General features: G+C 46.9%; 21 protein-coding genes. 2 read left to right on the forward strand and 19 right to left on the reverse strand.

Features of this window, described 5'->3' with window-relative positions; genetic code table 11:
- Window positions 1-4: 4 nt before the first annotated feature.
- From BLR50_RS03505 to BLR50_RS03585, 17 genes are all read right to left on the reverse strand, one after another.
- Window positions 5-952, reverse strand: coding sequence for a DivIVA domain-containing protein (locus BLR50_RS03505; RefSeq protein ID WP_092638622.1), 948 nt, complete (start codon window positions 950-952; stop codon window positions 5-7).
- Between the two features lie 111 nt (window positions 953-1,063).
- Window positions 1,064-1,819: a YlmH/Sll1252 family protein gene (locus BLR50_RS03510; RefSeq protein WP_092638623.1), complete on the reverse strand. Its 756-nt coding sequence runs from the start codon at window positions 1,817-1,819 to the stop codon at window positions 1,064-1,066.
- A gap of 14 nt (window positions 1,820-1,833) precedes the next feature.
- Window positions 1,834-2,292: a cell division protein SepF gene (locus BLR50_RS03515; protein WP_092638624.1), complete on the reverse strand. Its 459-nt coding sequence runs from the start codon at window positions 2,290-2,292 to the stop codon at window positions 1,834-1,836.
- Between the two features lie 277 nt (window positions 2,293-2,569).
- Window positions 2,570-3,787, reverse strand: a complete 1,218-nt coding sequence (locus tag BLR50_RS03520; RefSeq protein ID WP_092638625.1) for a biotin/lipoyl attachment domain-containing protein — start codon at window positions 3,785-3,787, stop codon at window positions 2,570-2,572.
- A 201-nt stretch (window positions 3,788-3,988) separates the two neighbouring features.
- Window positions 3,989-4,234, reverse strand: coding sequence for an RNA chaperone Hfq (hfq, locus tag BLR50_RS03525; protein ID WP_092638626.1), 246 nt, complete (start codon window positions 4,232-4,234; stop codon window positions 3,989-3,991).
- Window positions 4,235-4,436: 202 nt separating this feature from the next.
- Window positions 4,437-5,375, reverse strand: coding sequence for a tRNA (adenosine(37)-N6)-dimethylallyltransferase MiaA (gene miaA / locus BLR50_RS03530; RefSeq protein WP_092638627.1), 939 nt, complete (start codon window positions 5,373-5,375; stop codon window positions 4,437-4,439).
- Window positions 5,362-7,293 carry a DNA mismatch repair endonuclease MutL gene (gene mutL / locus BLR50_RS03535; protein ID WP_092638628.1) on the reverse strand — a complete coding sequence of 644 codons (1,932 nt, stop codon included), beginning with the start codon at window positions 7,291-7,293 and terminating at the stop codon, window positions 5,362-5,364. Before mutL ends, miaA begins: the two co-directional genes overlap by 14 nt.
- Window positions 7,294-7,320: 27 nt before the next feature.
- The gene (gene mutS / locus BLR50_RS03540; protein WP_092638630.1) at window positions 7,321-9,954 is read right to left on the reverse strand and encodes a DNA mismatch repair protein MutS; all 2,634 of its coding nucleotides are present in this window, start codon (window positions 9,952-9,954) and stop codon (window positions 7,321-7,323) included.
- A gap of 34 nt (window positions 9,955-9,988) precedes the next feature.
- Window positions 9,989-10,396 (reverse strand): YlbF/YmcA family competence regulator, encoded by a 408-nt coding sequence (locus BLR50_RS03545; RefSeq protein WP_092638632.1) that lies wholly within the window; start codon window positions 10,394-10,396, stop codon window positions 9,989-9,991.
- A 66-nt stretch (window positions 10,397-10,462) separates the two neighbouring features.
- Window positions 10,463-11,890, reverse strand: a complete 1,428-nt coding sequence (gene miaB, locus BLR50_RS03550; protein WP_092638633.1) for a tRNA (N6-isopentenyl adenosine(37)-C2)-methylthiotransferase MiaB — start codon at window positions 11,888-11,890, stop codon at window positions 10,463-10,465.
- 228 nt (window positions 11,891-12,118) lie between these two features.
- Window positions 12,119-15,727 carry an Ig-like domain-containing protein gene (locus BLR50_RS03555; RefSeq protein ID WP_092638634.1) on the reverse strand — a complete coding sequence of 1,203 codons (3,609 nt, stop codon included), beginning with the start codon at window positions 15,725-15,727 and terminating at the stop codon, window positions 12,119-12,121.
- 36 nt (window positions 15,728-15,763) lie between these two features.
- Complete coding sequence (locus BLR50_RS03560) at window positions 15,764-17,263, reverse strand: glycoside hydrolase family 10-like protein (protein WP_092638635.1); 1,500 nt, start codon at window positions 17,261-17,263, stop codon at window positions 15,764-15,766.
- 364 nt (window positions 17,264-17,627) lie between these two features.
- Window positions 17,628-18,539 carry a translation elongation factor Ts gene (gene tsf, locus BLR50_RS03565; protein WP_092638637.1) on the reverse strand — a complete coding sequence of 304 codons (912 nt, stop codon included), beginning with the start codon at window positions 18,537-18,539 and terminating at the stop codon, window positions 17,628-17,630.
- A 92-nt stretch (window positions 18,540-18,631) separates the two neighbouring features.
- Complete coding sequence (gene rpsB / locus BLR50_RS03570; protein WP_092638638.1) at window positions 18,632-19,369, reverse strand: 30S ribosomal protein S2; 738 nt, start codon at window positions 19,367-19,369, stop codon at window positions 18,632-18,634.
- A gap of 293 nt (window positions 19,370-19,662) precedes the next feature.
- The gene (locus tag BLR50_RS03575; RefSeq protein ID WP_092638639.1) at window positions 19,663-19,944 is read right to left on the reverse strand and encodes a YlmC/YmxH family sporulation protein; all 282 of its coding nucleotides are present in this window, start codon (window positions 19,942-19,944) and stop codon (window positions 19,663-19,665) included.
- Between the two features lie 16 nt (window positions 19,945-19,960).
- Window positions 19,961-20,974, reverse strand: coding sequence for a signal peptide peptidase SppA (gene sppA, locus BLR50_RS03580; RefSeq protein WP_242871681.1), 1,014 nt, complete (start codon window positions 20,972-20,974; stop codon window positions 19,961-19,963).
- 109 nt (window positions 20,975-21,083) lie between these two features.
- Window positions 21,084-22,463, reverse strand: coding sequence for a hypothetical protein (locus tag BLR50_RS03585; protein ID WP_143008034.1), 1,380 nt, complete (start codon window positions 22,461-22,463; stop codon window positions 21,084-21,086).
- Window positions 22,464-22,816: 353 nt separating this feature from the next.
- Here BLR50_RS03585 and BLR50_RS03590 point away from each other — a divergent pair, with 353 nt between their 5' ends.
- Together BLR50_RS03590 and BLR50_RS03595 are read left to right on the forward strand one after the other, a co-directional pair.
- A complete protein-coding gene (locus BLR50_RS03590; protein WP_092638641.1) occupies window positions 22,817-24,517 on the forward strand; it encodes a methyl-accepting chemotaxis protein in 1,701 nt (566 codons plus the stop codon).
- Between the two features lie 330 nt (window positions 24,518-24,847).
- Entirely contained in the window at window positions 24,848-25,249 is a 402-nt protein-coding gene (locus tag BLR50_RS03595; protein WP_242871682.1) for an ACT domain-containing protein, read from the forward strand.
- Here BLR50_RS03595 and BLR50_RS03600 read toward each other — a convergent pair.
- Window positions 25,192-25,491: a TM2 domain-containing protein gene (locus tag BLR50_RS03600; protein ID WP_242871683.1), complete on the reverse strand. Its 300-nt coding sequence runs from the start codon at window positions 25,489-25,491 to the stop codon at window positions 25,192-25,194. The genes BLR50_RS03595 and BLR50_RS03600 overlap by 58 nt on opposite strands.
- 127 nt (window positions 25,492-25,618) lie before the next feature.
- The coding region (locus BLR50_RS03605) for a transposase (RefSeq protein ID WP_205408659.1) at window positions 25,619-25,818 on the reverse strand (200 nt) is incomplete at its 5' end.

A 25,818-nucleotide genomic window follows, 5' to 3' on the forward strand; every position in this document is an offset into this window, starting at 1 on the left:
AAGTCTATCTTTTTTTACGGAAGCTTTTATTGCCGCCAAAGCTATTGTCGCGTTTTAAATCATAAGCAGCACCGAACTTCAGCTCGCCAAAACGTGAGGTTGCAGGCTCTGTGGTAAGCGGAACCTCTTCGTTCTCTTCTTTTTCAAACTTGATACTGGAGCTGCTTACCGGCGGCTTTGCGGCCTTTTGAGCATAACCCTGATAAGTATTATGATAATCCGCGGTGCTGATATCATCATCGGCAAGGTTGGGTACAAAGCCCTTTCCTGCCGCTGTGGGCTGTTTTGGGGCAAGCTGCGGCTGGGCCGCTTCCTGCACAGGCTCAATAGGTGTCTGCTTTACGGGCTCCACAGGAGCAGCTGCTGGCTGAGCGCTTTCAAAGGCAATAACGGGCTGAGGCTGCTCTACCGCTTTTACCTCTTCAACCTCCTGCACATCATCGTAAACAAACCTAGCGGGCTTCTCCTCGCGGGTGGCTGGTGCCTCCTGCTCCGGCCTTGCACGGTTACCCTCGGGTAGCGCACGGATTAAATCCATCTGCGATTTGTACATACTTAAGAGGTTGCTCTTAAATATGCCAATTTCGCGCTGAACACGCACCAGCTCGTTGCGTTCAAACAGTACCTGCTTCTGCGCAGCTTCCACAATCCGCTGCGCCTTTAGGTTGGCCTCGTTAATAATCTGCTCGGCCTTTTCCTTCGCTTCGCGCAACAGGCTGTCGCTCATCTTCTGCGCACCCAAAAGGGCAGCGCTGAGGCTGTTTTCCTCCTTGCGGTACTCCTCAAGCCTATCCGCCAATACCACCATTTTATTCTCAAGCTCATTGTTGTCGTGCAGTAACTTGGCGTAATCCTCCGCGACTGCGGTAAGATAGGTATCTACGTCATCTACCCTGTAGCCGAATGCGGATTTCTCAAACTTCTTTGTGTTAATATCCCCCGGTGATAGCATGGTTAAACCTCCCTGCTCCGCAGCAATTCCATATAATTTACGAAGTGAATACCGATGCGTGCAACTTAAATGCTGAGCAAACAATTCATCGCGGTTTATGTGGAATAGCCGCTAAATATATTTTCTTGCAGATACATGTGCCTTTCCCTTCCTGGTAGCGGCCGACACACCGTCGAATATGTACCTGCCATATCCTCTGATTGAAACTTTGTCCCCTGTTGAAAGCTTATAAGAAATATTGTCGTTTACCTGAAAGTTTATGCTTACCATTCTTCCCTCTATAAGCGAAACCGCTTTCTCGCGGCTGAGCTTTGTAAGCAAGGAAGTGATGCAGTCTAAACGTGACGAAGCCACGACACCCTCGATAACCTGAAAGGTATTGGCGCTTGGCAGCTTACCGTTAATGCCAGCCTTAGCCTTTACCCCAACAGAGCCAATCTTGTTCAGCTCGCCGAGAGCAAGGGCTGCGGCCTTTTCGGTAAGAAAGGCTACCGTATACCCTTCGCCTACCAGAATGTCGCCGATACTGTCACGGGTTATCATAAGGGCCATCAAGGCGCCGAGAAAATCACGGTGAGCCGGATGGTCGGCCTCGCGGTAAGAAAACGTCACCGGGTAAACCGGGAAGCTCTCGGGTTTTGCCGCCTCATAGGGCGGAAAGATACCAAGGTATACGCGCTGCGCTTCTTCGTACCCGCCAAAAAAGCGATAGTTTTCACAGCCAAGCCTTTGCAGTACGCTTAAGGCCAGTGCCGCCTGCCGCTCATCCAAAAAACCGATAAACTTTTCGGTGTAGCGCTCTTGCGCACGGGTTACACCGTCGGTAATCTGAGCGGTTAATATCTTATCCTCGTAGGAATCATTCATAGGCATTGCTAAACTTAATAAAATACGCCGCTGCTTTCCAGCTCGTCGAGTAAATCGCCCATAATGTCAACGTTGTAGGGGGTTATAATAAAGGTGCTGTTGGCTACCCTTTTTATCTGCCCGTTGTTGGCATAAGCTACGCCGCTTAAAAAATCGATGAGGCGGCGGGAAACATCCTTGTTGGTGGATTCGAGGTTGAGCACTACCGTCCTTTTGGCGTTTAAATGGTCAGCCACCGAGCTTGCATCATCAAACCGTTCCGGTTTAACCAGCACAACCTGCAGCTGAGTGGTAGCGTGAATATTCACAACCTTATTCTTTTTCAGCGATGAGGAAGAAGCGGCGGTATCATCATAAATAGACGCAGATGAATGCTGCTCGCTGCTTCTGCTGATGGGCATCTCTTCCTCGGCATAATCGTATTCCTCGGTAGGAACCCCCATAATGTTTTTAAACTTGTCCATGAAGCTCATAGAAAAGCCCTCCAAAACCATACTCAATTTAATGCCCAAAAGGCATCCATTTATCTATTACAAACCACCAGGGTAAGGGTCAAAAAGAACTGTTCGCAAAATAAATCCCAGTTAAAAAACTTATAATGTTATTATCTAATTTTTTTACTGTGATGTCAACAAATATGTTATGAACAGGAACAATCGTTAGTAAGAATTCTTATTACGGATAACAGATTTTTGCATGCAAATTGGCTGCAAACGGTAATTTAAGCCGTTTACAGCCATTCTTCAGGCATTACTTAGTCAATGTAGTATTTAGTTCCTTGCCGTTTACCAACATTTCATTATATAGCCCTAGGTAATCTTCTTCTTCCCGTTCACGCGAGAGCACAAAGCCGTCGCCATAATAGATAATTTCAAGCTTTTTAAAGCGGATAGAATCTCCGTTTTTTACATATACGCCGGGCTGGTTGCCCTGAAAGCGCATCACGGTGTTGCGCACCTTCAGGCCACGGTAAATTTTAAAGGCAATCTCTGCCCGTTCACAGCGCAGGGTGCAAAGCTCTTTATCCATACGGTTGAGCTTAAACACAACTACACCTTCCTTGGCGCCGTCCTTAAGGGCGGTATCGCTTACCACGGCAGAGTATCCCTTGTCTGACACATCGTTAAAGGTGATGGTAACAGCGGCACCCGGGGTAAAACGCCCCATGTTCTCGGCGGGAACGGCGGCGGCAAAGTACCACTCAAAATCGGTGATTACCTTACCCACAACGTTATCGGCAGGCTGATAACTTTCCTTCTGCTGAAGAAGCTGCTTAAAAGAATCCACCGGCATCGCCAATACATCATCGTGCGTGAGCTTACCCTCAAACCCGTCGGTTTTACTGACATAGAAACCGGGCGCAGGCGCAATAACCTCGGCAAGGCTTTTTTGCGTACCGCTTTTAAGGCTCTCGGCCTGAGCGGTAAGCTGCGTAATACGCGGCTCAAAATTCTCCACACGGTCAGTAGCAATCTGGCGCATATTCAGCAGCATCAGATATTCGTTTTTGTATGTATTCAGTGAACCGAGACTGCGGCCTTCCACAACCTCTGAAAGATGGGTGAGCTTGTCTGTAATCTGGCTGTTGAGCACCTCGGCGTTTGCGTAATCCGCCCGCGCCGGATCGGACGCCTGCTTGAGCATGGCAATCTCCTGCTCAAGCCTTCGGATAGCGGCTTCGTTGGCGGCATCCTGCTCGGAGGTATAGATTTCAGCAACCGGCATACCCAATGAAACCTTATCACCGTCGTTGTACAGGTAGCTTTTTACCCCGCTTGAAGGAGTGGTAATCACCGTTTCTTCCCTGATGGCAACGCCGTCTGCCGGTACATAATCGGCTTGGGTAAAAAGGTAGGCCGTTTCGGTCTGCACCGGCATATAGAGATAACGGATTACCTGATAGGCCAGAAAGCCCAATACTATAAAAGCCATTAGCACGGTTAGTATTCGGTATAGGATACGGTTCATGGTTACTCCATTTCGCCGCGCAAGCGGCGATACTTATTGTAATGAAAAAGACGCGTGCCGCATAGCGGACGCCTACCATACTTTCGCGTCGGCAAGCGGCATTTCACAGGCTTAAAAATTTAATCAAACTGCTCTTCCGCGTTTTTGAATATTTAAACAGAGATTTATGGTGTATTAACGTAAAGGGTTTATGATTATTGATTATTCGGAAGTATCCTTTTCAGATGCTTCTAAAATGCTGATGTTTCTGGCGGGGATGATGGTGGATATGGCATGCTTGTACACCAGATTCTGCCGACCGTCACAGTCTAAGATAACAGTAAAGCTGTCGAAGCCCTTTACCATGCCTTTAAACTGAAAACCGTTGGTGAGAAAGATTGTAAGCGGAATTTTATCGCGCCTGGCCTGATTTAGAAATACGTCCTGCAGATTCAGTTGCTTTTGCATGTTTTTGACGTTCCTTTCTTGTTGTAATCCGTTAACTTTCCGTCTGGACCCTACTGATCATTGTGTAGCTCAGATAGCACAACCCGGAAGTAATAAAGATTTCTCCTTATACTTATTACGATTATAAAACCCTAGAAAATCAAGCAAAAAGCTTCGATTTATGGCTAACGAATAATTAGTATTAACCTGCTTTTTCGTCGTATTACAGAATACCATGCTGTCTTAATATCTCCTCGGATCTGCCTACTAAATCGTTATCCTCATTATACAACCATTGAACACGCTCATCGCGTCGAAACCAGGTAAGCTGCCTTTTTGCATAGCGCCTTGTTTGACGCTTAAGGTTATCTGCTGCCTGCGAAAGAGTTTGTTCCCCTTTAAAATAGCCATAAAGCTCCTTATAGCCGATAGCCTGAACCGCAGTTGCCGAAAGCCCTTTGCCCATGAGCGCCTCAACCTCTTGGAGCAGCCCACCCTGCAGCATGGCATCTACCCGGCTGTCGATGCGCTGATACAAAAGCTCGCGGCTGCGGAAGGTCAGCCCGATCATGCACAGGTTATACGGCGCGGGCTTAAGTCTGGAGGCTGCCTGGAACTCGCTTAGTGGTTTACCGGTTAACCTGTAAACCTCCAGCGCACGGATAATGCGCCCCAGATTGTTGGGATGCAAGGCCTTCGCAAGCACCGGATCGCATTGCTGCAGTTCTTTCAGCAGCACTTCCCCGCCTTCCTGCCTTGCCCGTTCTTCCAGCTCGGCTCTTAACTCGGGGTTGTTAACAATCTCGCCAAAGTCGGTATTATCCACCACCGAGGATATATAAAGCCCGGTGCCGCCAACCAGAAAGGGCAGCTTGCCGCGCCGCAAAACATCCTGGATGCTTGCGGTGGCACACCCCTGATACTGTGCAACACTGAAGCTTTCAGAGTTATCAAGCACCGAAATCAGGTGGTGCGGTACTCCGCGCATCTCTTCGACTGTTGGCTTCGCGGTGCCGATATCCATGCCCTTGTATATCTGCATAGAATCCGCCGAGATAATCTCCCCGTTATGGCGGGATGCAAGCTCGATGGATAGTGCGGTTTTACCCGACGCGGTAGGGCCTGCAATAACAACCAGAGGCGGATGTTTACACTCTGCCAAATCTCTTTTCAAGCTCCTTCTTTTCTATTGCGGCCACAATCGGCCTGCCGTGGGGGCAATGCTTGAGTTCATTGTTTTCCGCAAGCAGCTCTATCAGCTCCAGCAGTTCCTTCGTATCAGACTTATCGTGCGCCTTGATGGCGCTGCGGCAGGCGATGGAATGGAAAAGCTCATCGATTACATGCGGCGTTACACTGCGCTTGTTTTTTATAAGGCTTTCGGCAAGCTCCTCCACTACCGCGTGAATATCCTCCTTGGCAAGCTCCAAGGGGAATTCCCTTACCAGAATGCTGCCGGTTCCAAAGTCTTCAAACGCAAAACCAAGCTCTGCAAGGCGTTCAAGGCTCTCGGTGATTGCGGCATATTCCTCTTTTGGCAGCGTGACGGTAACGGGTGTAAGCAAGGTTTGAGCGGTGAGCTGCTTATGCTGCGCCCTCAGCCGCTCATACAATATACGCTCGTGTGCGGCATGCTTATCCACAACGAGGATATCTTCCCCTTTTTGCAATAGAATATAAGTATCAAACGCCTCGCCGATAAGCTTTGCGGGGGAATCCGGTTCGATTTGCCGCTGTACTATCGGAAGCTTTTCGGGTAAGGTCTTTTCAGCGGTCAGCGTATAAATTTGAGCTGTTTCAGGTTCTTTTACCATCTGAGCCATGGCTTCTTCATTTTGTTGAACAGTTGGCCTTGGCGGGAGGCTAACGGTTATCTCTGCAGGCTTGCCGCGGCTTGAATAAAGCGGAGGCGACACATCACGAAACTGAGGCAGCGTCTCGCGGTACTGAACCGATGAGACGGTTGAAAATGCGTCGGGTTGCTTCTGTACGGTGATACGCTGCTGCTCGGGTTTATCCATCTGCGGATGAAACATTTGCTGAACAGATGCCATATGCTGAACAGCCTTTGCTTGGAGCTTGGGCGGCTCATTCAAGGCCGCAAGCGCGTTCTTTGCCGCGAAATAAACGGCATCAAAAACCAAGCGTTCGTTTACAAAACGAACCTCCACCTTCGCGGGATGCACGTTAACATCCACCAGATGATAAGGCATGGTGATATTCAGAATGCAGGACGGGAACTTCCCCACCGTAATTGAGCCTTTAAACGCCTCTTCCAGGGCGGCCATCGCGGTACGGGTACGCACAAAGCGCCCGTTTACAAAGAAGTATTGCATGCCGCGGGTGGCACGGCTCTCCTCAGGCTTTGAGATTAAGCCCCCGGCACTTACACCGTCGCTTTCATAGGAAGCCTCGATAAGCCCTTTGGCAAAATCACGCCCAAAAACGCCATAAGCGCAGGAAAGCAGATTATTGTCGCCCGAGGTATGGAGCGTGGTTTTCTGCTCACGGATAAAGCGCAGGGAGACCTCCGGGTGGGATAAAGCGATTCTATCAAGACAAGCTGCCACAGCGTTTGCCTCGGAAACATCCTTTTTTAAAAACTTCATACGGGCAGGCGTATTGTAGAACAAATCCCGCACGATGATGGTGGTGCCCACGGGGCAGCCTGCATCCTCTACCGACAGAATCTGCCCACCCTCTGCCTGAACAGACGTTCCGGCTAACTCCTCCGCTGTGCGAGTTAGGAGTGAAACCCTCGCTACCGCCGCAATCGAGGCCAGCGCCTCGCCGCGAAAGCCAAGCGTACCGATATTGTAAAGGTCGTCTTCCCCTTTGATTTTACTGGTAGCGTGACTGACAAACGCATTGTGAACATCCTCACGCAGAATACCGCAACCGTCGTCGGTAACGCGTATGTAGGAGACGCCGCCGTTTTGAATCTCTACGGTAACGGAGGAAGCACCTGCGTCTATAGAATTTTCAACAAGCTCCTTAACCACCGAGGCCGGTCGTTCCACCACCTCGCCAGCGGCTATGAGCTCGGCTACCTGTTTGGGCAAAACCTGAATCCGGTTCATGATACCTGCCCTTTCGTTATGCTTACATTAACCCAGCATACCTTTAATAGTATAGAGGGTATTGAGTGCTTCGATGGGGGTAAGAGTGTTTAAATCAATCTGCTTGAGCTTTTCCAATATCTCATCATTTGCTTTTGATACAAGGCTTGTCTGCATAAAGGCGGCCTCGTCGTTATCCACCTCTTTGCGGAGGCTCTTCTTCACATGAACGGTATCGCCGTTCTCAATACTCTTGAGAATCTCCTTGGCGCGTGTAATCACCGTTTCCGGAATGCCCGCAAGCTTAGAAACCTCGATGCCGTAGCTGTCGTCGGCACCGCCGCGCACGATACGGCGTAAGAAGGTGATATCGTCCCCACGCTTCTTCACGGCGATATTGTAGTTCAATACACCGTCTACCGTATCCTCGAGTTCAGTGAGCTCATGGTAGTGGGTGGCAAACAGGGTTTTGGCACCCAGGCGGCGTTTGTCGGCGATGTGCTCAATCACGGCACGGGCAATACTCATACCATCGTAGGTGGAGGTGCCGCGCCCGATTTCATCAAGGATAATGAGGCTCTTGGCGGTGGCGTTCTTTAGGATATGCGCTACCTCGTTCATCTCCACCATAAAGGTAGATTGCCCGGTGGAAAGGTCATCGGAGGCACCCACACGGGTAAAGATACTGTCCACAATGCCGATTTTAGCGCTTTTTGCGGGCACGAAGCAGCCGATCTGCGCCATCAGCACCACCAGCGCCACCTGGCGCATGTAGGTGGATTTACCCGCCATATTCGGGCCCGTAATCACCGCGATACGGTTTTTATCCATATCAAGATGAACAGAGTTTGCCACAAAAAGACCACCTGCAGAGGACTTTTCGTTTAATATCAGTTCCACCACAGGGTGGCGGGAATCTTCCAGAATAATCTCGCCCGAGAGGTCTACATCCGGGCGAACATAACCCATGGCCTGCGAAACCGTCGCGAACGATGCAAATACGTCCAGCCGGGCGATAGCGCGTGCGGTATATTGAATGCGGGCAAGCTCGCCCGCTATTTTGCTTTTTATCTCGGAAAACAGCTGCGCCTCAAGTGCAATAATGCGTTCGCTTGCGCCAAGCACCTTGGCTTCTAGCGTTTTCAGCTCCTCGGTGATATAGCGCTCACCGTTGGAAAGTGTCTGCTTTCGTATGTATTCTTCGGGCACCTGCCCCGCATAGCTTCTGGAAACCTCAAGGTAATACCCGAACACCTTGTTATAGCCAATTTTTAAGCTCTTGATGCCGGTTCTTTCCTTCTCCTTAAGCTCAATCTCGGCAATATAGGCCTTGGAGTTGGTGATAATCTCGCGGTACTCGTCCACCTCTTTGCTGAAGCCAGCCTTGATTACCCCGCCGTCCTTGGCGGTGGCGGGCGGATCGTCGGTAATGGCGGTTTCAATCAGTTCGCGAATATCTTCCAGCGTATCAATCTGATCGTGAATCTCTTGCAAAAGACGGCTGTTTACCCCATCCAAACGCTGTTTGAGCGTAGGCAGGCTCTGTGCGGTATAGGAGAGTGATTTAAGCTCCCGTGCGGTGGCGCTGCCGTAGACAATACGTGTCATGATACGCTCAAGGTCGTAGATACCGCCGAGCATATCACGCACATCACCAAGCAGGATGTTGTTGTTATATAACTCCTCCACGGCATTCAGGCGTTTAGAGATGGTGGCTGGGTTTAACAGCGGCTGCTCGATATAGCTGCGGATCAGGCGCTTGCCCATCGCGGTTTTGGTCTGGTCGAGCACCCAAAGAAGTGTACCCTTTTTATCCTTGGTACGCATGGTTTCGGTAAGCTCCAAGTTCTGGCGCGCGGTGATATCTAGGTTCATGTACTGGTTCTCACCGTACAGGTTGAGGGTTATCAGGCGCTCCAGCCCATTCTTCTGCATCTCTGAAAGATAACGCAGCAAGGCACCCAGTGCACTCACAGCAAAGGGCTTATCCTGTAAATTCAGTTGCGAAAGGCTTGGCTGCTTAAAGTGTGAGAGAATATCACTTTCACACCGTGGCTGTCCAAAATAGTCGACGTTCAGCACATCGACCATACATTCGGTTCGGTTCTTTAAGAAGGTACCAAGAGGCTTCTGCGTGCCGGCAAATTCATTTAATAATACTTCGCTTGGTGAAAACCGCCCAATCTCGCTGACAACTGCAGTGACAATATCCTCTTCTTTAAGCTCAATAAGATTGATTTCGCCGGTAGAAATATCAGAAAAAGCTGCACCTGCGCGGTTTTGCTGCATGAAGATTACGCAGATATAGTTGTTGCGGGCCTCGTTGAGCATGCTGTTTTCTATGACTGTACCGGGGGTAATTACCCGTATAACGTCGCGCTGAACCAGCCCCTTGGCAAGGCTGGGGTCTTCCATCTGCTCGCAGATAGCCACCTTATAGCCCTTCTTCACAAGGCGCGCGATATATGCCTCACAGCTGTGGAAGGGCACGCCGCACATCGGCGCACGTTCCTCCTGCCCGCAGTCGCGGCCGGTAAGCACCAGCTCGAGCTCCTTGGAAGCAAGTATTGCGTCGTCAAAGAACATCTCGTAAAAGTCGCCAAGGCGAAAGAACAGGATATGATCCTTATGCTGTTCTTTTATCCTTTGGTACTGCTGCATCATCGGTGAAAAATCCGCCAAGCAAACCAGTTCCCTTCCGTGATGTTGTTAAAACTTAGTGACAGCCCGCGCAGGAGGAGCAGCTACCGCCGCAGGAGTGCATCTCGTCTGCAGTTTCGGGGTCCATTCCGTTAAGACTAGCCGAAAGGATGGTGTTGATCTTGTTGATAATCTCGTCCAGTTCTTCCTGTGTTTCGCTGTATAAAACCATATTGGGGTTTTGCATGATCTCGCCGTGCAGGGTGCGAATCTTGCTGTCAAGCTCAGTAACCTTCTCTTGATTGCGGTCTTCCTTTGAAAGCTCTTGATTTAAGGACATCTTTGAGAGATTAAACTCGCCAATCATATCCTGCAGCTTCTCGTCGGCGTCAACCATCTCCTTGGCTTTTGCCATCGCAAGATAGGTTTCGTCTGCCTGAATGAGCTTGCCTAATTCTTTTGCCTTTGCAATAATCTGTTCCATTATAAATACCTTAACCTTTCCCTATACTATTTTTCTTTTTATTATACGCCTATTGAATAAAATAATTTACTGCTGAATCTCTCCGACAAGCGACCAGTTCTGTGCATCGGTAACCTTAACGTTTACAAAGCTGCCAAGCAACTGTTCGTGAGCCGGAAATTCACAGGTTGTGCCATGCTCGGTTTTGCCAGAAAGACTTCCTTCGGTTTTGCCTTTAGCTTCGGCGAGTACACGCACCACCGAACCGATCTTTTTTTGGTACTGCTCCACTGCAATCTTTGACTGCACCTTTAAAAGCTCTGCAAACCACTCAGTTTTATCCTTGTAAGGCACAGGGTCTTCCATCTCCGCCGCGCGGGTACCCTGACGGCTGGAATAGATGAAGGTAAACAGCGCGTCGTAACGAACCTTATCTAAAAGGGCCAGAGTTTCCTTAAAGTCCTCGTAGGTTTCGCCTGGGAAGCCCACGATAATATCACTGGTAAATGCTGCGTCCTTTATCGTTTGGCGCGCAAGTTCTATTGTTTCAAGGTATTTTTCTGCCGTATAACCACGGTTCATCAGCTTTAAAATACGGTTGCTGCCGCATTGTACTGGCAGATGGATATGCCGTTCCACCTTTTCGCTTTGGGCTATTGCATTAAAAAGCTCCGCGGTGGCATCCTTGGGGTGCGAGGTCATAAACTTGATTCGGAAATCGCCCTCAATGGCGTTAATACGCTTTAACAGCTCTGCAAACGAAAGCTCACCCGGTGTGGTGTTCCCGTAGGAGTTTACGTTCTGCCCCAGTAGCATAATCTCTTTAAAACCAGACTCAACAAGCTGTTTTGCCTCAGCGATAATGGTTTCACTGCTGCGGGATCGTTCCCTGCCGCGCACATAGGGCACTATGCAGTAGGTACAGAAGTTGTTGCAGCCATACATTACCGGAAGCCACGCCTTCAGCGTGCCATCATGCCGCACGGGAAGGCCCTCGGTTATATAGTTTTGGCGCTCTTCAAGGTCGAATACACGCTTTCTATTTAACAACGTACCATATACCATCTCGGGCAACTTGTGAATGGCATAGGTTCCAAACACCATATCCACATAGGGGTAGCTTTTTTTAATCTTCTCGGCCACATGCTCCTGCTGCGTCATGCAGCCGCAGACACCGATGAGCATATTGGGCTTGCGGCGTTTATTGTGCTTCAGGGCGCCAAGATTGCCATACACCCTATCCTCAGCATGCTCACGGACTGCGCAGGTATTATAGATAATGATATCAGCCTCGTCTGCGTTATCGGTAAAACCATAGCCCATCTCGGCCAGCTGTCCGTTTAGCTTTTCGCCGTCGGCTACATTCTGCTGGCAACCATAGCTGTGCGTCAGCGCCAGCCTGTGCCTTCCGGTTTGAGAGAAATAGGCTTCGTTTATATCAAAAACCAGGCTTGCAAAGCGGCGCTGCTCTTCGAGCGCTGTATCGTCAATGGCACCGACTGTGCGATTGTTCATAGCTTCCCCCGAAAATGATGAATCTCTGAGAGTATTGTAACCCAAAACACCTTGAACCAATACTCCAGCATATTATTTAATTATACAAACTTAACCTAAAAACGTCAATTGAATTACACCTTTTTAATAGACAATTATTTATTCCATAATTCCGATTAGCATAAAGGTCAACATACTAAAGAAGCAACCCTCATCAGGTTGCTTCTTATAATTTAAAAGTAGTAAATACTAAGGTGTAACGGCAGCAGAGCTAGGGGATGATGAACCCGAGGATGAGTTTGAAGACGATGATGCGCTGTTTCCCACATATACGAAGCAGGTTGCAATGTAGGAACCATCATCTGTGGTTACCATGATTACCGCTACACCATCCTTAATACCCTTTACCGTACCGTTTGCATCTATGGTGGCTATTGTGGGGTTATCAACGCTCCACGTAACCTTCTTGTTGGTGGCATTACTGGGTTCTATGACCGCACTGAGGGATTTTGTGGCCCCTACCGCTAGGTTAAACTCCGAAACGCTGAGCGATACGCCCTTTACCGCCACTGAACTATTGGTCACTGTTATGGTTGCCTGCGCGTTTTTGCCGCCGTCGGCCGTTGTAACAGTAATCTTCGCGGTACCGGCCTTTACGGCGGTTACCAAGCCCTTAGCGTCAACGGTTGCAACGGTTTTATCGCTGCTCGACCATGTTACAGCCTGATTGGTTGCATCTTCAGGGGCGACTGTTGCTAATAGCTGCAAGGTTTTGCCTACCTCAACGGTGGCAGTAGTCTGGTTAAGGGTTACCCCTGTCACCGCTACGTTTGCCACCTTGCCGGTGGATTCGGTACCGGTAGACGAAGAGCTGTATCGGCTCTTAAAGAAGTCAATAATAGCCTCTACTGTGCCGTCAGCCATTGAGGATAAGCCACTTTCATCAATCATCTTATAGTATTCGGTACTGTTGCTCACAAAACCATACTCGGTTAAGGTGGCCGGGAACGCAAAGTTGCGGGTCATATAATAATAACCAAACTTTGCGCCACGGTTGGTAGTACCTAGGCGAGATGAAACATTAGACGCGGCATAGCTTGCAAGTGCGGAGGAGAAACTGTTAAAATAGTAGCTTTCACTGCCGGCTGCTGACCTGTTTGTAGATGAGTTACAGTGGATACAGATTAACAAATGGGGTTTGAAGGCAAGGGAATTTGCCATTCGGCCTGCAAGCGAAGATGTGGAAGGCGAGGGGTTAATCTGAACGGTTGCGCCTAGGCCTTCAAGGATAGACGCAGTACGGCTGGCTATTCCGCGATTAATCTCACGTTCAGCCAATCCGCCGATATAACCAAGTGCGCCCGGGTCGGCATCGTTGTGGCCGGGATCCAGCACAATACGCGCACCACTCAGGGTGTAGCCATAGGAATTGGATGCCTGTTGTATCGGGGCCGGGTTATTGAACACCAGATTCAATGTATTGCCGCTGTAGTTTGCCTGATAGCCCATAAAACCGCCGGATTTAATCTTTAAAGACAGCGTGGTACCCGACCATGTTGCACTGGAGAACATCGGGTTTTTACTAAGAGAAGACAGGCTGCCCGGTGTAGCGGAGGTATCTCTGAAATTGATATTCATGGCGGTAGAGCTCAGGCTAACCGTGTAGGGCACCGGCCAACTCATATCTAACGAAACTGTCGTATTTCGTCCGTTATTATCAACCGTAAGCTTGGAAATTTTATTGGAAGAAAGGTTTTTATCATCAATAAACGAGATATCGCTTCCGTAAACTCTTACGCCCGAAGATAGAATGTAATAGGTAAAGCTGGATTTACCATCGGAATAGTTGAGTTGATCGCTTACCGCCCGATCGATGGTTCCCTTGGGCAGAGGATGACAGTCAGGATCGGAATAATCATCGATTCGGTCTATCGGGAAGGTTTCAGCCTGAGTGGCGGTTACAATAACCTGCCTGCCGGTACCGTTGCCGGTCGCCCCTCCGGGGGTACCGCCGCCGGTGGAGCCGCTGTCACCGGTATCTACCTTAATTGCCGGGGCAACCTTCACGCTGGCACCTGTTTTGCTTTCGGAAATCCCCTCCGCGGTAGCCTTAACGGAGATATTACCCAATGACTGTGATGACGAGGTTGCGGACGGCATAGTGAATGTTCCTATAAAGCGGCAGTAGCTGGAATCAGCCACATCGGAATCGTCCGGCCTTGTATCTTCCTTTAAGTTTATTGTTTGGCCGCCTAATGAAGCAGATACGCTTGCGCCCTTATAGGCAACAACCGTTACCGTTAAAGATGACTTTCCTACAGCAGAAATCGAGCCTGCCGGTGTAACCTCTTTCAGCACCTGAACATCACGGTTAATGGTGTATGTAACGGTTTTCTCCTTATGCTCAAAGGTAAAAGTATTCTCACCTGGTTTTAACGCTGCATCATAGGAGATATATCCATTTTTATCCTGCTCCAGTGCTTTCCCATTTAGCGTAATGGGGAAGTTCGGGTCGGAAGCGCCCTTAAACAGCATCGTCGGTTCATTGGTGGTAATAGATTTCTTTGCCGGCTGGGTGATGGCCAGATCCTTTAGAATATGGTCAACCTTCACTTGGTTGGAATAATACTTCACCAACAGCTCGGTGCTTCCCTTTGGGTCGGCTGCCAACGCCTTGAGAGAGTTAAATGCACTCCCCTTATAGCCGGTAACCTTACGTGCTTCGATAACCTGGCGGGTAAGCTGGTCCGGGCTGCTCCACCCCGCATTTTCCGTACAAGCTTTTGTAGCGGAATGAACAATATACAAAGGAATATTCTTTTGCTGCACAAGCTCTGCCCACCACTGAATTACAGTAGCAAACGGAACGGCAGAATCGGTAATAGCGCCTGAAGCCTTAACCGAAACGAAATCCGCATATCCTTTTTCTATGTATTGTTTTACATCGGCATGGCCATCATAGAGCATCTGAAATTCGGCGCTCGTTTTTGAGCCGCTTTCGTTTGTCTTACTGTTCGCCCATACCGAGGTGGTACAGATACCTACCTGGATATTGCGGTTTACGGAACGAATAGTATCCGAGATTGTCTTAACCACTGCCTCGTCGTTCTGATACATGTAGTTTTCAAAACCGATGGGGATGCCGTTCTGTGCATACAGGCCATAAGAATTGTCGTTGGTCTCGTTGGCATAGTTGTCAACCATAATGCCGTCTAAAGTATAACCCTGAGCTACCTCTTTTACGCCTTTTGCAATAATATCAAGTGTATCACCGTTGATATTGTCGGTTGTAGCGATTTTATCACCGGAAGGAACACCGAGTGCGTCATAAACAGCGTAAGTAAACAGCCCCTCGCCTTTTGCCTTCTTTACAAGGTAATCCATAGCATCAAAATCGCCTGCAACAGAGGGAAAAACAGCAGATTTATAGATAACAGAATCTTTATAACGCAGGTTTATGATCACCGCATTCATGCCAAGCTCTTTGGTTTTGGCAATGGCGTTATCGATCTCTTTCTGAACCGTCTCTGCCGAGGTAGTATTCTTAAGGATAAAATCCTCACCTGGGATGAGGTATACTGCCTTCAATTCATCTGGGCGGTTAAAGGAAACCGGAGTTACTACAGGTGTTTGAGGTGTCTCGGATGCACCGGGGAACATACTCTCACCCGGCTGTGAAGAGGAAATTTCCGATTCACCCGGCATACTGCTTGTAACCTTACTGTCGTTAGCATTAATGATACTTGGCGGCGTAACCGAAGAGCCGTTCAAAGCAAACGCAATGATACCGGCAATAAGTGTAATAACCGCAAAGCTGCTTCCCAGAACAATGCCCAACCTCTTGTTGTTTTTACTCATCCTTGACAATGAATTCACCCCTGTACTTGCTGATTTTTACAGAATGGACTGCAGATTTTTCATTTCCTCGCTTACCTGTGTTTTAACACCGGAAGCTGGATTGAAAACAGAATCGTATCTGTAAAGGGCGAAGCCCGCAAATTTCGACTGTTCCCTTGCAGCCGAAACCTGACGCTGAATAATGTCGGAAGAATTCTGCCATTCAGCGGCGCCGGAGCCTGCCCATTGATCTTTAATTCCTATCTTGTAAACGGCAAGGCCTACATAAAGCTTAACGCCGCTTGCCTTTATCATACTGTTCCAAAGCTTAACCGTATCCTCATACGGGCAGGTATTATTCTCGAAGCCATAGTAGACCTGCGGCATAATATAGTCAATGTATCCTGCCGTTTTACACCAGGTTTTTACGTCCGCGTACTGCGCGGAGTAGTCAATATCCACATTGGCCTGCGGGCTTACCCCAAACTGTACCGAGGATTTTATCGCCTTTACAGCGGCGTAGGTATCCTTAATAAGTGTATTTACGTTATCCATACGCCAGTTTGCAAGCGAGAGGGTGCCGCCGTTTGCGGTATATTCGCTGTAGGCGGTTTTATCAAAGGATGCCGCCGTGGTGGGATAGAAATAATCGTCAAAATGTACACCGTCAATGTCGTACCCCGAAACCAGCTCTTTGATGCCATTGATGATAAGCTTGCGAACCTCCGGACGTGCCGGATTAAAGAAGATCCCCTTGGATTCTATAATGATAGTGTAATCTTCTTTCTCGTTATACCATTTTTTTGCGATATTATCATCAGAAAGCTTGCTGATATCAGTGGTGGTAAGCACCCTGTACGGGTTTACCCATGCGTGAATCTGTAAACCACGCGTATGCGCAGCGCTAACCATGTAGCCCAGCGGATCATAGCCCGGATTGTTTCCTTGAGTACCGGAAAGAATTTTTGACCACGGGAAATACTGAGAATCATACAGTGCATCGGCAAACGGGCGTACCTGTACGATTACCGCATTCATAGAAAGTGCTTTTATTTTATCAAAGGCTTTATCTATGCCGGCTTTTGCATCGGTCTCGGATTTACCCTTTAACATCGTTTCTAAATCAAGATAAGAAAGCCACACGGCTCGCAGTTCACCGGAGGGCGCCTTTGTCTGGGTATCGGCTGATTTTGAAGAGGTGGATTTTGAAGAAGCAGACAATGAAGCTGTTTTGGACGAAGCAGCCTTGGAAGAAGCGGCTTTAGACGACGCAGCTTTAGACGATGATGCCTCGCTGCCCTGTTGTGAGGATTCACTTAACGAAGAGGTTTCGTCAAGCTTATTAAATACATCCTGTACGGTGCTGCCGCCTATTGAAATATCAAGAGAAACCTCGCTGTCATATGCGGGCTGCTCGGGCGGATAGGCGATGCTGCTTTCCTGTGCAACTGAAGCAGCTGCCTGAGAGGATGAAACACCGGCTTGCTGTGCGCTACCGCAGGAATTAAATAATAATACAAAAGATAACAGGATGCCGATTGCGCCAAGTCTCTTCACCAGCTTATCCCCCTCTGCTATACCTATACAATTCTATATTACAATAAGTTGATTTTTAGGTCAATAGAAAAATACAAATTATTTTACATAAAACAGCTAAACCTATTATTATTTTCCCTTATGCGATACAGGATGTAGTAACAAAAGTGCATACCTAAGGGTTTATTTAGTCGTTTTTAGTGAATCCTTTAACATTTGTGCAGTTTACTTAATCTCAAGCAATAGTATTTATGTAATATATGCAACCTTAAGCTTTTACTATTAAAATAACAGATTGTATTTGGAAATAATACAGGTAAATATACCCGCATATAGAAAAGAAGGGCCGTCTGACAGACGGCCCTTCAATGTCTTTGAGGACTAACTATTTAACCATGCTGGCAACTTCATCAGCGAAGTTATCCTGACGCTTCTCAAGGCCTTCGCCCTTCTCAAAGCGGGTAAAACCGGTAACAACAATCTTGCCGCCCAGCTCTTTACCGGTTTTCTCGGCATACTGTGCAACCGAGATGTCGGCATCCTTTACAAAAGCCTGCTCAAGCAAACAAACATCCTTGTAGAACTTTGCAATTCTGCCAATTACCATCTTCTCGGCAATTGCTGCGGGCTTACCCTCGTTGATAGCCTGAACGGTAAGAATCTCCTTCTCCTTCTCTACCTCTCCTGCAGGAACAGCTTCCTTGTTCAGATAGAGAGGTGTTGCAGCTGCAACCTGCATAGCAACGTCCTTGGCAAATGCCTCAAACTCCGGCTTTGCAGCAATCTCTGCAGTGGTATCGAATTCAACCATAACACCGATTCTGCCGCCGCCGTGTACATAGGTGATAACAGCGCCTTCCGCTCTTTTAAAGCGGCGAATTTTAATATTCTCACCAATAGTAAGAATCTTCTCGCGCAGAAGGTCGGCAATCGTACCACCGTTTGCGATTTTGCAGGCCTCAAGAGCTGCAACATCGGCGGGGTTCTGCTCGATAACAGTGTTTGCGCAGGTTTCAACAAACGATTTAAAGCTGTCGTTCTTTGCAACGAAATCAGTCTCGGCATTTACTTCAATTACCACGCCAACGTTTTTGGCCGCATTAACTGTCGCATACACAACGCCTTCGGCTGCAATTCTACCAGCCTTCTTGGTAGCAGCGGCAAGACCTTTCTCACGCAGAATCTCAATTGCCTTATCCATATCTCCATTTGCATCGGTAAGTGCCTTTTTGCAGTCCATCATACCGCAACCGGTTTTCTCACGAAGATCTGCAACATCTTTAGCTGTAAAAGCCATTTTTATCATCCTTTCAAAATATTCGCACCAGATGGTGTTTAAAAGGAATGCCCGCGCAACCAGCCCGGGCATTCAAGATATCGGGTTAATAATTACTCTTCATCAGCACCGGCATCCGCTGCGGACTGCTCAGGCTGAACCTCTTCAGCACCCTGACGGCCTTCCATAACGGCATTAGCCATTGCGCCTGCAATCAGCTTAACGGCACGAATAGCATCATCGTTGCCGGGGATAACGTAATCAACCTCATCCGGGTCGCAGTTGGTATCAACAATTGCAACCACAGGAATACCAAGCTTTTTAGCCTCGGCTACCGCAATCTTCTCTTTGCGGGGGTCAACCACAAACAGTGCGCCGGGGAGCTTATCCATATTCTTAATACCGCCGAGGAACTTCTCCAGCTTCTCGATTTCGAGGTTTAACTTGATAACCTCTTTCTTGGGCAGCGCGTCAAAGGTGCCGTCTTCCTGCATCTTGCGCAGCTGTGCAAGCCTTGCGATTCTGCGACGGATAGTTTTAAAGTTTGTAAGCATACCGCCGAGCCAACGGGCGTTCACATAATGAATACCAGCTCTTTCGGCTTCATCTTTAATAGAATCCTGTGCCTGCTTCTTTGTGCCTACAAAAAGCACTGTACCACCATCTGCAGCCACATCACGAACAAACATGTAAGCTTCTTCAAGCTTTTTCACGGTCTTTTGAAGGTCGATGATGTAGATACCGTTGCGTTCGGTAAAGATATAGGGCGCCATTTTGGGGTTCCATCTTCTTGTCTGGTGGCCAAAATGCACACCGGCTTCAAGAAGCTGTTTCATGGATACAACTGCCATTGAATTTTTCCTCCTAAATTTGGTTGTTAACCGCCGTTTTACGCAACTTGCCGCGAAGCCGAAGCCATTGCGCTAAACAAGCACAACAGGTTAAGGCACCGCCGCGGGCAATTGTAAAACGTGTGATTTTCGTCTGCCAACCGCCTTGGAAAGCTCATAAAATAGAGCCTTAACCAAGATCAATCGACTTGACGATTTATTTTAGCACAGCAAGCGCAAAAAAGCAATACATTTTATACTATTTTAAAGCCGTATTTTAAAGCCGTTTATTTATATACAAACCGTTGCAATCGCTAGTTTTCAAAGATGCTGAACTTTCTCCTGCCCGGCCGGGGGTTATACTCAAAACTTACCAGTATGGTATCTTCCCCCATTACCTTGATATTATCCAAGCCGATAAAAATGTCGTCCGCGCGCCCGAACAGACCGAAAAACCGTGGCCTGCCGTAGATAATCAGTGCGATAACCTTTGCGCAGCTCATATCGATCTCTACATCGCATACACAGCCTAAACGTGCACCGTCTTTGATGTTAACTACTTCTTTATGCCTGAGGTCGTTGACGGTCAGATGCACACGACTTCCCTCCCGGTTAATGATATTCCGCGAGTTCAGGGCAATAATACCCCGTTTTATTGTATGCTTTGAGTGTGTCTAAAATGACCTCGGCTTCATTCTTAGGCGCAATTTTGCTTAAGGATGAAAACAAGCTGCCAAAGCCGGATTTTAGGGGAGGATTGTGCTCATCTTCAAACAGTTCCTTATCACCCAGCTCTTCCTTGACGATATCGAGTGCCTCTTCGTAGGTGCAGATCTTATCAACCAGTTTGTTATCCAAAGCTTGTTTTGCGGTGTAAACCCGGCCGTCGGCTATTCTTTTTACATCACTTACCTGCATGCCGCGCCCTTTTGCCACCACACCTACAAACTGTTCGTAGGCTTCGTCTACCATAGACTGAAAAATCTTCTTTTGTTCATCGGTCATCGGAGCATACTGGCTGCCCATTGATTTATTGGGGCCTGAGGTAAAGGTGTTAGTGGTAACGCCATATCGGGATAAAAACCCGGAAAGATCTATATAAGTACCCATAATAACACCGATGGAACCGGTAAGTGTGTTTCGGTTGCAGTAGATTTTATCGGCCGCCGAGGCGATATAGTAGCCGCCGGAAGCCGCTACCTGCCCCATGTAGGCATAAACCGGTCTTCCGGTTTCTTTATATTCCAGCAGCTTGAGATATACTTCATCCGATTCGTATACACCGCCGCCCGGAGTATTCAAAAATACCAGAATGCCTTTGCTGGAATCGTCTTTTATCAGTTCATCAATGGTGTCAAGGATAAACTGATGATTGTAACCGCTGCCAGTAGAAAACAAAGAAGAAGAATCAGCTGAGGTAATCTCCCCTTCAATACGGATGATATCCAGCCTGCCGTTGAGCGACGAGCCATAGTTTGAAATCAGCCAGATGATTATACTCGCCAAAACGCCGATGAATATCACCCCGGCAGCAACACACGCGATAATTATGCCCACACGGGACTTCTTTCTGGGTGGCTGTGGATACCCCATATTCTGCACCGGTACATATCCCATATTATTCATATTAGCTCTTCCTTTCCATGCCGTTACATCGATTGTGTAAAACAAAACCCGTTTCAGGCAGTATATCGCTGCACAACGGGTTAAGGGTAATTATACCATACTTTCTTTACTAAAACAACCAGTACTCTGCGGAAAGGGCGTCTTCGTCAGTGGAGGGATGCGACTTATGAGCTAATATTAAAGGTTCTTGAGTTACTATTGGTGGTTCCTTACCCATTTTATTAACTTCTTCCTTTTTCGGTACATTGGGTAACGCTCGGGCTTTTTTGGTACTTAAAGCGGCCTTTTTAACTGTATATGTAATCATTAGGATAATGATGATGCCTAATACAAAAATTATAACCTTGGAATAATCCTTTCCTGCATTACCTTGCAGTATGTTGTTAGTATTTGTAGCTTTTCCTTCATAGCTTGAACTGGTTTGACCGCTAAAAACTGAAGTGGACTGCATAGCTTTTACGTTAGAACCAGTTAGTTCGGGCTTATCTTCAATACTAATTAGATCGGATGAAGCTGTCTGATCGGAGTGTTCGACTCTGCCGACAGCCATAATCACCTTACCAGCGGTTCCGGCTTCATAGATCTGTGAGTTACTGTTTAGACTAGGTGCACTACTCTGTGAAGTAGAAATGTCGCTTACGTAGCCGGGATTGTTTATTTGAGGAAGCGAGGAGGATGTCTGGCTGGAGGGGTTGGTGTCTTTATATTCTCCCATAACTAGCTTTTCGCCAGTAAAAGTGACATTGGCCAATAAGGTTGCAATATTCGGTTTTATTGAAACCCACTGCGACTCCTCCATAACGATGCGGCTGGGCTGGTTAATTTCAATTTTAATATACCGACTTCCCTTTGGGATCTGCGCCACCGCTTCGCAATAGACGTTATTCGATACAGTATTGAGCTGATCTCCATATAAGCAACGTACAATATTGGTACCAGTTTGGCTGAAGGTATTGCCATCTTCGGAACAGTATACATTTAAATATGCTTTGCTGAGCTTTGGTACCTCTGGGGCAATAGCCTTGTTCAGTTCAGCAAAAATAATATCTCCGGTTGATTGGTACGACAAATAAAAAATCTTTCCGATATCCTGAAAACACAGTCCTTTGCTGGAGGCATCATATAACGGTATAAGTTTCTTACCATCGGTAGCCGTAGTGCACAATCGGTACATTCCATCCGATAGTGAACGTTCAACATATGGCCCATAGATTGTATAATAGCCAATACTAACGTTCTGTGCACCCGACACCTTAAAAACTGCACTCCCTACCTCGGTGTAATCCTGAAGCACATAACCTGACGCATCAGGAATAATACCGATTAAGAATAATTTACCGATATCTTTGCTGCATTTCTGCAGGTTTGTTAAAGTACAATAGCTGCTCCCGGGCTGTATAAAGTCCTCCTTATATTCTTCGGCAGATATGAAGATTGTTAGCAGACTGACAACATACAAAAGGCAGCATACTCTTGCTAAAGTCTTCATATTTTTATCTCCCAATCAATATTTTTGTTAATATTGTTTATTAATTACTTATTTATCATATCATATACATTTTATAAGTCAACAATTATCGCTAAAGTAAAACCAAATATTTTCTGCATCTGTGCAAATTATAGCAAGATTTCATGTAAAGTTTTCTATTAATAAAGTATGATTTCATTGATTTTTAAGCTTTTATACTATAAAATAAAATTGACAGAGCCGAAAAATTTCGATAGTATTAATTAACCCATATTTTTGCTGTTTTGCCCAGCTTGTTTTAAGCAAAACTCATTACTTTTATTTACGCGACCATAGTGCGACCATATTTATGACGTTAGTGAAGGAGAAGTTTTATGCTTAAGAGATCCCTGGTTTTCAAGATGCTGCTCAAGATTTTTGCTCCGATAATGGCGCTTTTTATAATCTGTGCCATTTTAATTACAATTTTTGTTACCAGTAATGTTGAAGGTGCACTTGGAGACATTATTCTTCAGCAAAACCAGCAGCTAGCTCAACAGATTACAACAATGAATAATGCGCAAGAGACCCAGAAAGCCATAAAATGGAGCCAATATGGTAAAAACGGGTTCTATCTATTGGTTAATTCAGCTAATGTTATTACAGCGAGCACCAATGGAAAATATGACGGAAAGCCCATTACGGATTATTTCATCGCCAGTGAATATGAAAAATTAAGCGGAAATGATAACAGTGAGCATTTACTGTTGGTTAATTCAGTACCTTCAATCTGCGCGATAAATAAAATAGGTTCAGACGGTACAAAATTGATACTTACAGTACCGATGACAGAGCTTTCCGGCACATCCAGCAGCATTCGCACGCCGATGATTATCGTATTCATCCTGATGCTTGTTTTAACCTTTGCTATTGTTTTAACGGCAACACTTTTTATAGTAAAGCCAATTAACAAGATTAAGGATGCTGCACTTCAAATTGCCGAAGGCAACTTCTATGTTACCGTTAATGTTCGTTCTAACGATGAGATTGGAGACCTCGCTGGCGCTATTAAAAAGACGGTTGCCCGTTTGAGCAACTATGTATTATACATTGATGAGATTACCGAGGTATTAACCGCCATCTCGGAGGGAGACCTTTCTTTTACTCTGCGTAATGAGTATGAGGGTGAGTTTAGTAGCATCAAGGATGCTTTGCTGAAGATTTCTGATTCGCTGAACCACACAATTTCCGAAATTAATACCGCCGCCGAACAGGTTACCAGCGGCAGCATGCAGGTTTCAGGCGCTTCTCAGGCGCTTTCTCAGGGTTCTACGCAGCAGGCAAACGCAGTGGAAGAGCTGTCGATTACTATTAAAGAAGTTAACGACCAGGTTAAGCAGAACGCCGAAAACGCAAAGAACGCCAACAACCTCTCGGTTGAGACAGTTGGCAGTGTAGAAAAATGCAGTGAACTGATGCGCAACATGCTCGATGCCATGGAGCAGATTCACAGCGCTTCCGCCAACATCGCTAAAATTATTAAAGTAATTGATGATATCTCGTTCCAGACCAACATTCTCGCGTTGAACGCTGCTGTTGAAGCCGCGCGCGCCGGCGCCGCCGGAAAGGGCTTTGCGGTGGTGGCCGACGAGGTTAGAAACCTTGCTACCAAGAGCGCACAGGCTGCTAAAAACACTACGGAGCTGATTGAATCCTCTATCGCAGCTGTAGGCAAAGGCGTAGACATTGCCAAAAAGACCGCTGGGGCACTGGATAACATTGTGGCAGACTGCAACAACTCCAGCAAGCTGATTAGTGAGATTACGGTTGCTACCAATGATCAGGCAACTGCTATCATGCATATTACTCAAGGTGTGGAGCAGATTTCAGCTGTTGTTGAAACAAACTCCGCCACCGCACAGCAAACTGCAGCCGCCAGCGAGGAGCTCTCGTCACAGTCTGAGATGCTGCGTAAGCTTACCAGCCAGTTTAAGTTGAAGGGTGACAGCGACGGCTTCAGCAACGAGGAATACTCCGACGATGCTTCGAGCGATTTTACCGGTGACGATGACTATGCCGTGAGTACCGTTGAATAGACAGAACCTATAAAAACCAATAAGCATTCACTGGTTAAGTCGGTGGTTTTCATCGACGGGCGAAGCCTTATGGAGTTCATCCCGAAATTTGTGTAAACCTTCATTGAGGTGTAAAATGGAAGCACCGCAATGGAGGTTTTTACATATGGCTAAAAGAAATCGCAGCATGTGGGGCTGCGAAAACTAGAATACCAAATTCTGGACTGCTATGTTCCTACATCGTTGTACTGTAAGTTATTGCTAATTTCAGTACTATTGCAACTTGCAATTGGAATTTGAGTCTGTAATTTATCATCTTTTTTCGTTATTGCCGCTCTGTGCGGTATTACCTTGAAAAATCGAAATAAAAAAGAAGGACAAAAAATGCGTTTAATACTATTAAACGGCGAATTTGCTGTTTGTAAGCTTGGTTCTTTGATGGAAATTGATTTTAAAGCTGATTTTGTTTTTTTCGCAAAGACAGATGACGAGCTTTCGTTGGTTTGTCAGGCAGATAAGGTACCCAAAGACGCTATTGCCACTGAAGCCGATTGGAAAGCCTTAAAAATTGAAGGCGTTTTGGATTTTTCGCTCACCGGGGTAATCTCAGCCATTTCATCGGCTTTGGCTGAAAGCAAGATACCCGTATTTGTTGTTTCTACCTATAATACTGACTATGTTCTAGTAAAAAAAGCCTACCTAATAAGTGCTTTGGCAGCGTTAAGAAAGATTGGGTGTAGCATAGTTGAATAATACTGCTTTATGGCGACGATATGACAATGCCGATACTGCAAACAAGCAGTACCGGCATTGGTCGTATAGAGTACTATTTTATTATTAAAGTGCGTGCCTACTGCAATAAGGATAATATCGATAAGCCAACAGATACCAAAGCCTCCACCGGTAAGCAGCTTAAGAATACCGCTACCAATCTTTCCAACATAGAATCTGTCTACGCCAAGACCGCCTAAAAGTATTGCGAGAATCAAAACCACCAGTTAAACTGGTGGTATGCACCAGCCCTAAAAGGGCATATTACTGGCACAGCGTCTCAAGACGCACTGAATGGTTCCGCCAACCGCATTACTATTACGGGCAGCCGCTAAAGCGGCTGTTCGTTTTTCATGCCTTTGTTTCCTTGCTACCCGTGAACGGGTCTATGTATTCTTTGAATGATATTTGATCTGAAGCTATGTCTTCTTGTAATTGGTTTTTGATATATTCTTCAATTACTTTTGCATTTCTTCCTACTGTATCAACATAATATCCTCTGCACCAGAAATGCCTGTTCCCATACTTATACTTCAAATTTGCATGCCTAT

The sequence above is a fragment of the Acetanaerobacterium elongatum genome (assembly GCF_900103835.1).
Classification (GTDB): Bacteria; Bacillota; Clostridia; order Oscillospirales; family Ruminococcaceae; genus Acetanaerobacterium; species Acetanaerobacterium elongatum.

What these genes read in the sequence shown, in the direction of transcription:
- BLR50_RS03505 (WP_092638622.1), bottom strand. Translation starts at nt 952, where the DNA reads ATGCTATCACCGGGGGATATTAACACAAAGAAGTTTGAGAAATCCGCA.
- BLR50_RS03510 (WP_092638623.1), bottom strand. Translation starts at nt 1,819, where the DNA reads ATGAATGATTCCTACGAGGATAAGATATTAACCGCTCAGATTACCGAC.
- BLR50_RS03515 (WP_092638624.1), bottom strand. Translation starts at nt 2,292, where the DNA reads ATGAGCTTCATGGACAAGTTTAAAAACATTATGGGGGTTCCTACCGAG.
- BLR50_RS03520 (WP_092638625.1), bottom strand. Translation starts at nt 3,787, where the DNA reads ATGAACCGTATCCTATACCGAATACTAACCGTGCTAATGGCTTTTATA.
- hfq (WP_092638626.1), bottom strand. Translation starts at nt 4,234, where the DNA reads ATGCAAAAGCAACTGAATCTGCAGGACGTATTTCTAAATCAGGCCAGG.
- mutL (WP_092638628.1), bottom strand. Translation starts at nt 7,293, where the DNA reads ATGAACCGGATTCAGGTTTTGCCCAAACAGGTAGCCGAGCTCATAGCC.
- BLR50_RS03545 (WP_092638632.1), bottom strand. Translation starts at nt 10,396, where the DNA reads ATGGAACAGATTATTGCAAAGGCAAAAGAATTAGGCAAGCTCATTCAG.
- miaB (WP_092638633.1), bottom strand. Translation starts at nt 11,890, where the DNA reads ATGAACAATCGCACAGTCGGTGCCATTGACGATACAGCGCTCGAAGAG.
- BLR50_RS03555 (WP_092638634.1), bottom strand. Translation starts at nt 15,727, where the DNA reads ATGAGTAAAAACAACAAGAGGTTGGGCATTGTTCTGGGAAGCAGCTTT.
- tsf (WP_092638637.1), bottom strand. Translation starts at nt 18,539, where the DNA reads ATGGCTTTTACAGCTAAAGATGTTGCAGATCTTCGTGAGAAAACCGGT.
- rpsB (WP_092638638.1), bottom strand. Translation starts at nt 19,369, where the DNA reads ATGGCAGTTGTATCCATGAAACAGCTTCTTGAAGCCGGTGTGCATTTT.
- sppA (WP_242871681.1), bottom strand. Translation starts at nt 20,974, where the DNA reads ATGAATAATATGGGATATGTACCGGTGCAGAATATGGGGTATCCACAG.
- BLR50_RS03585 (WP_143008034.1), bottom strand. Translation starts at nt 22,463, where the DNA reads ATGAAGACTTTAGCAAGAGTATGCTGCCTTTTGTATGTTGTCAGTCTG.
- BLR50_RS03590 (WP_092638641.1), top strand. Translation starts at nt 22,817, where the DNA reads ATGCTTAAGAGATCCCTGGTTTTCAAGATGCTGCTCAAGATTTTTGCT.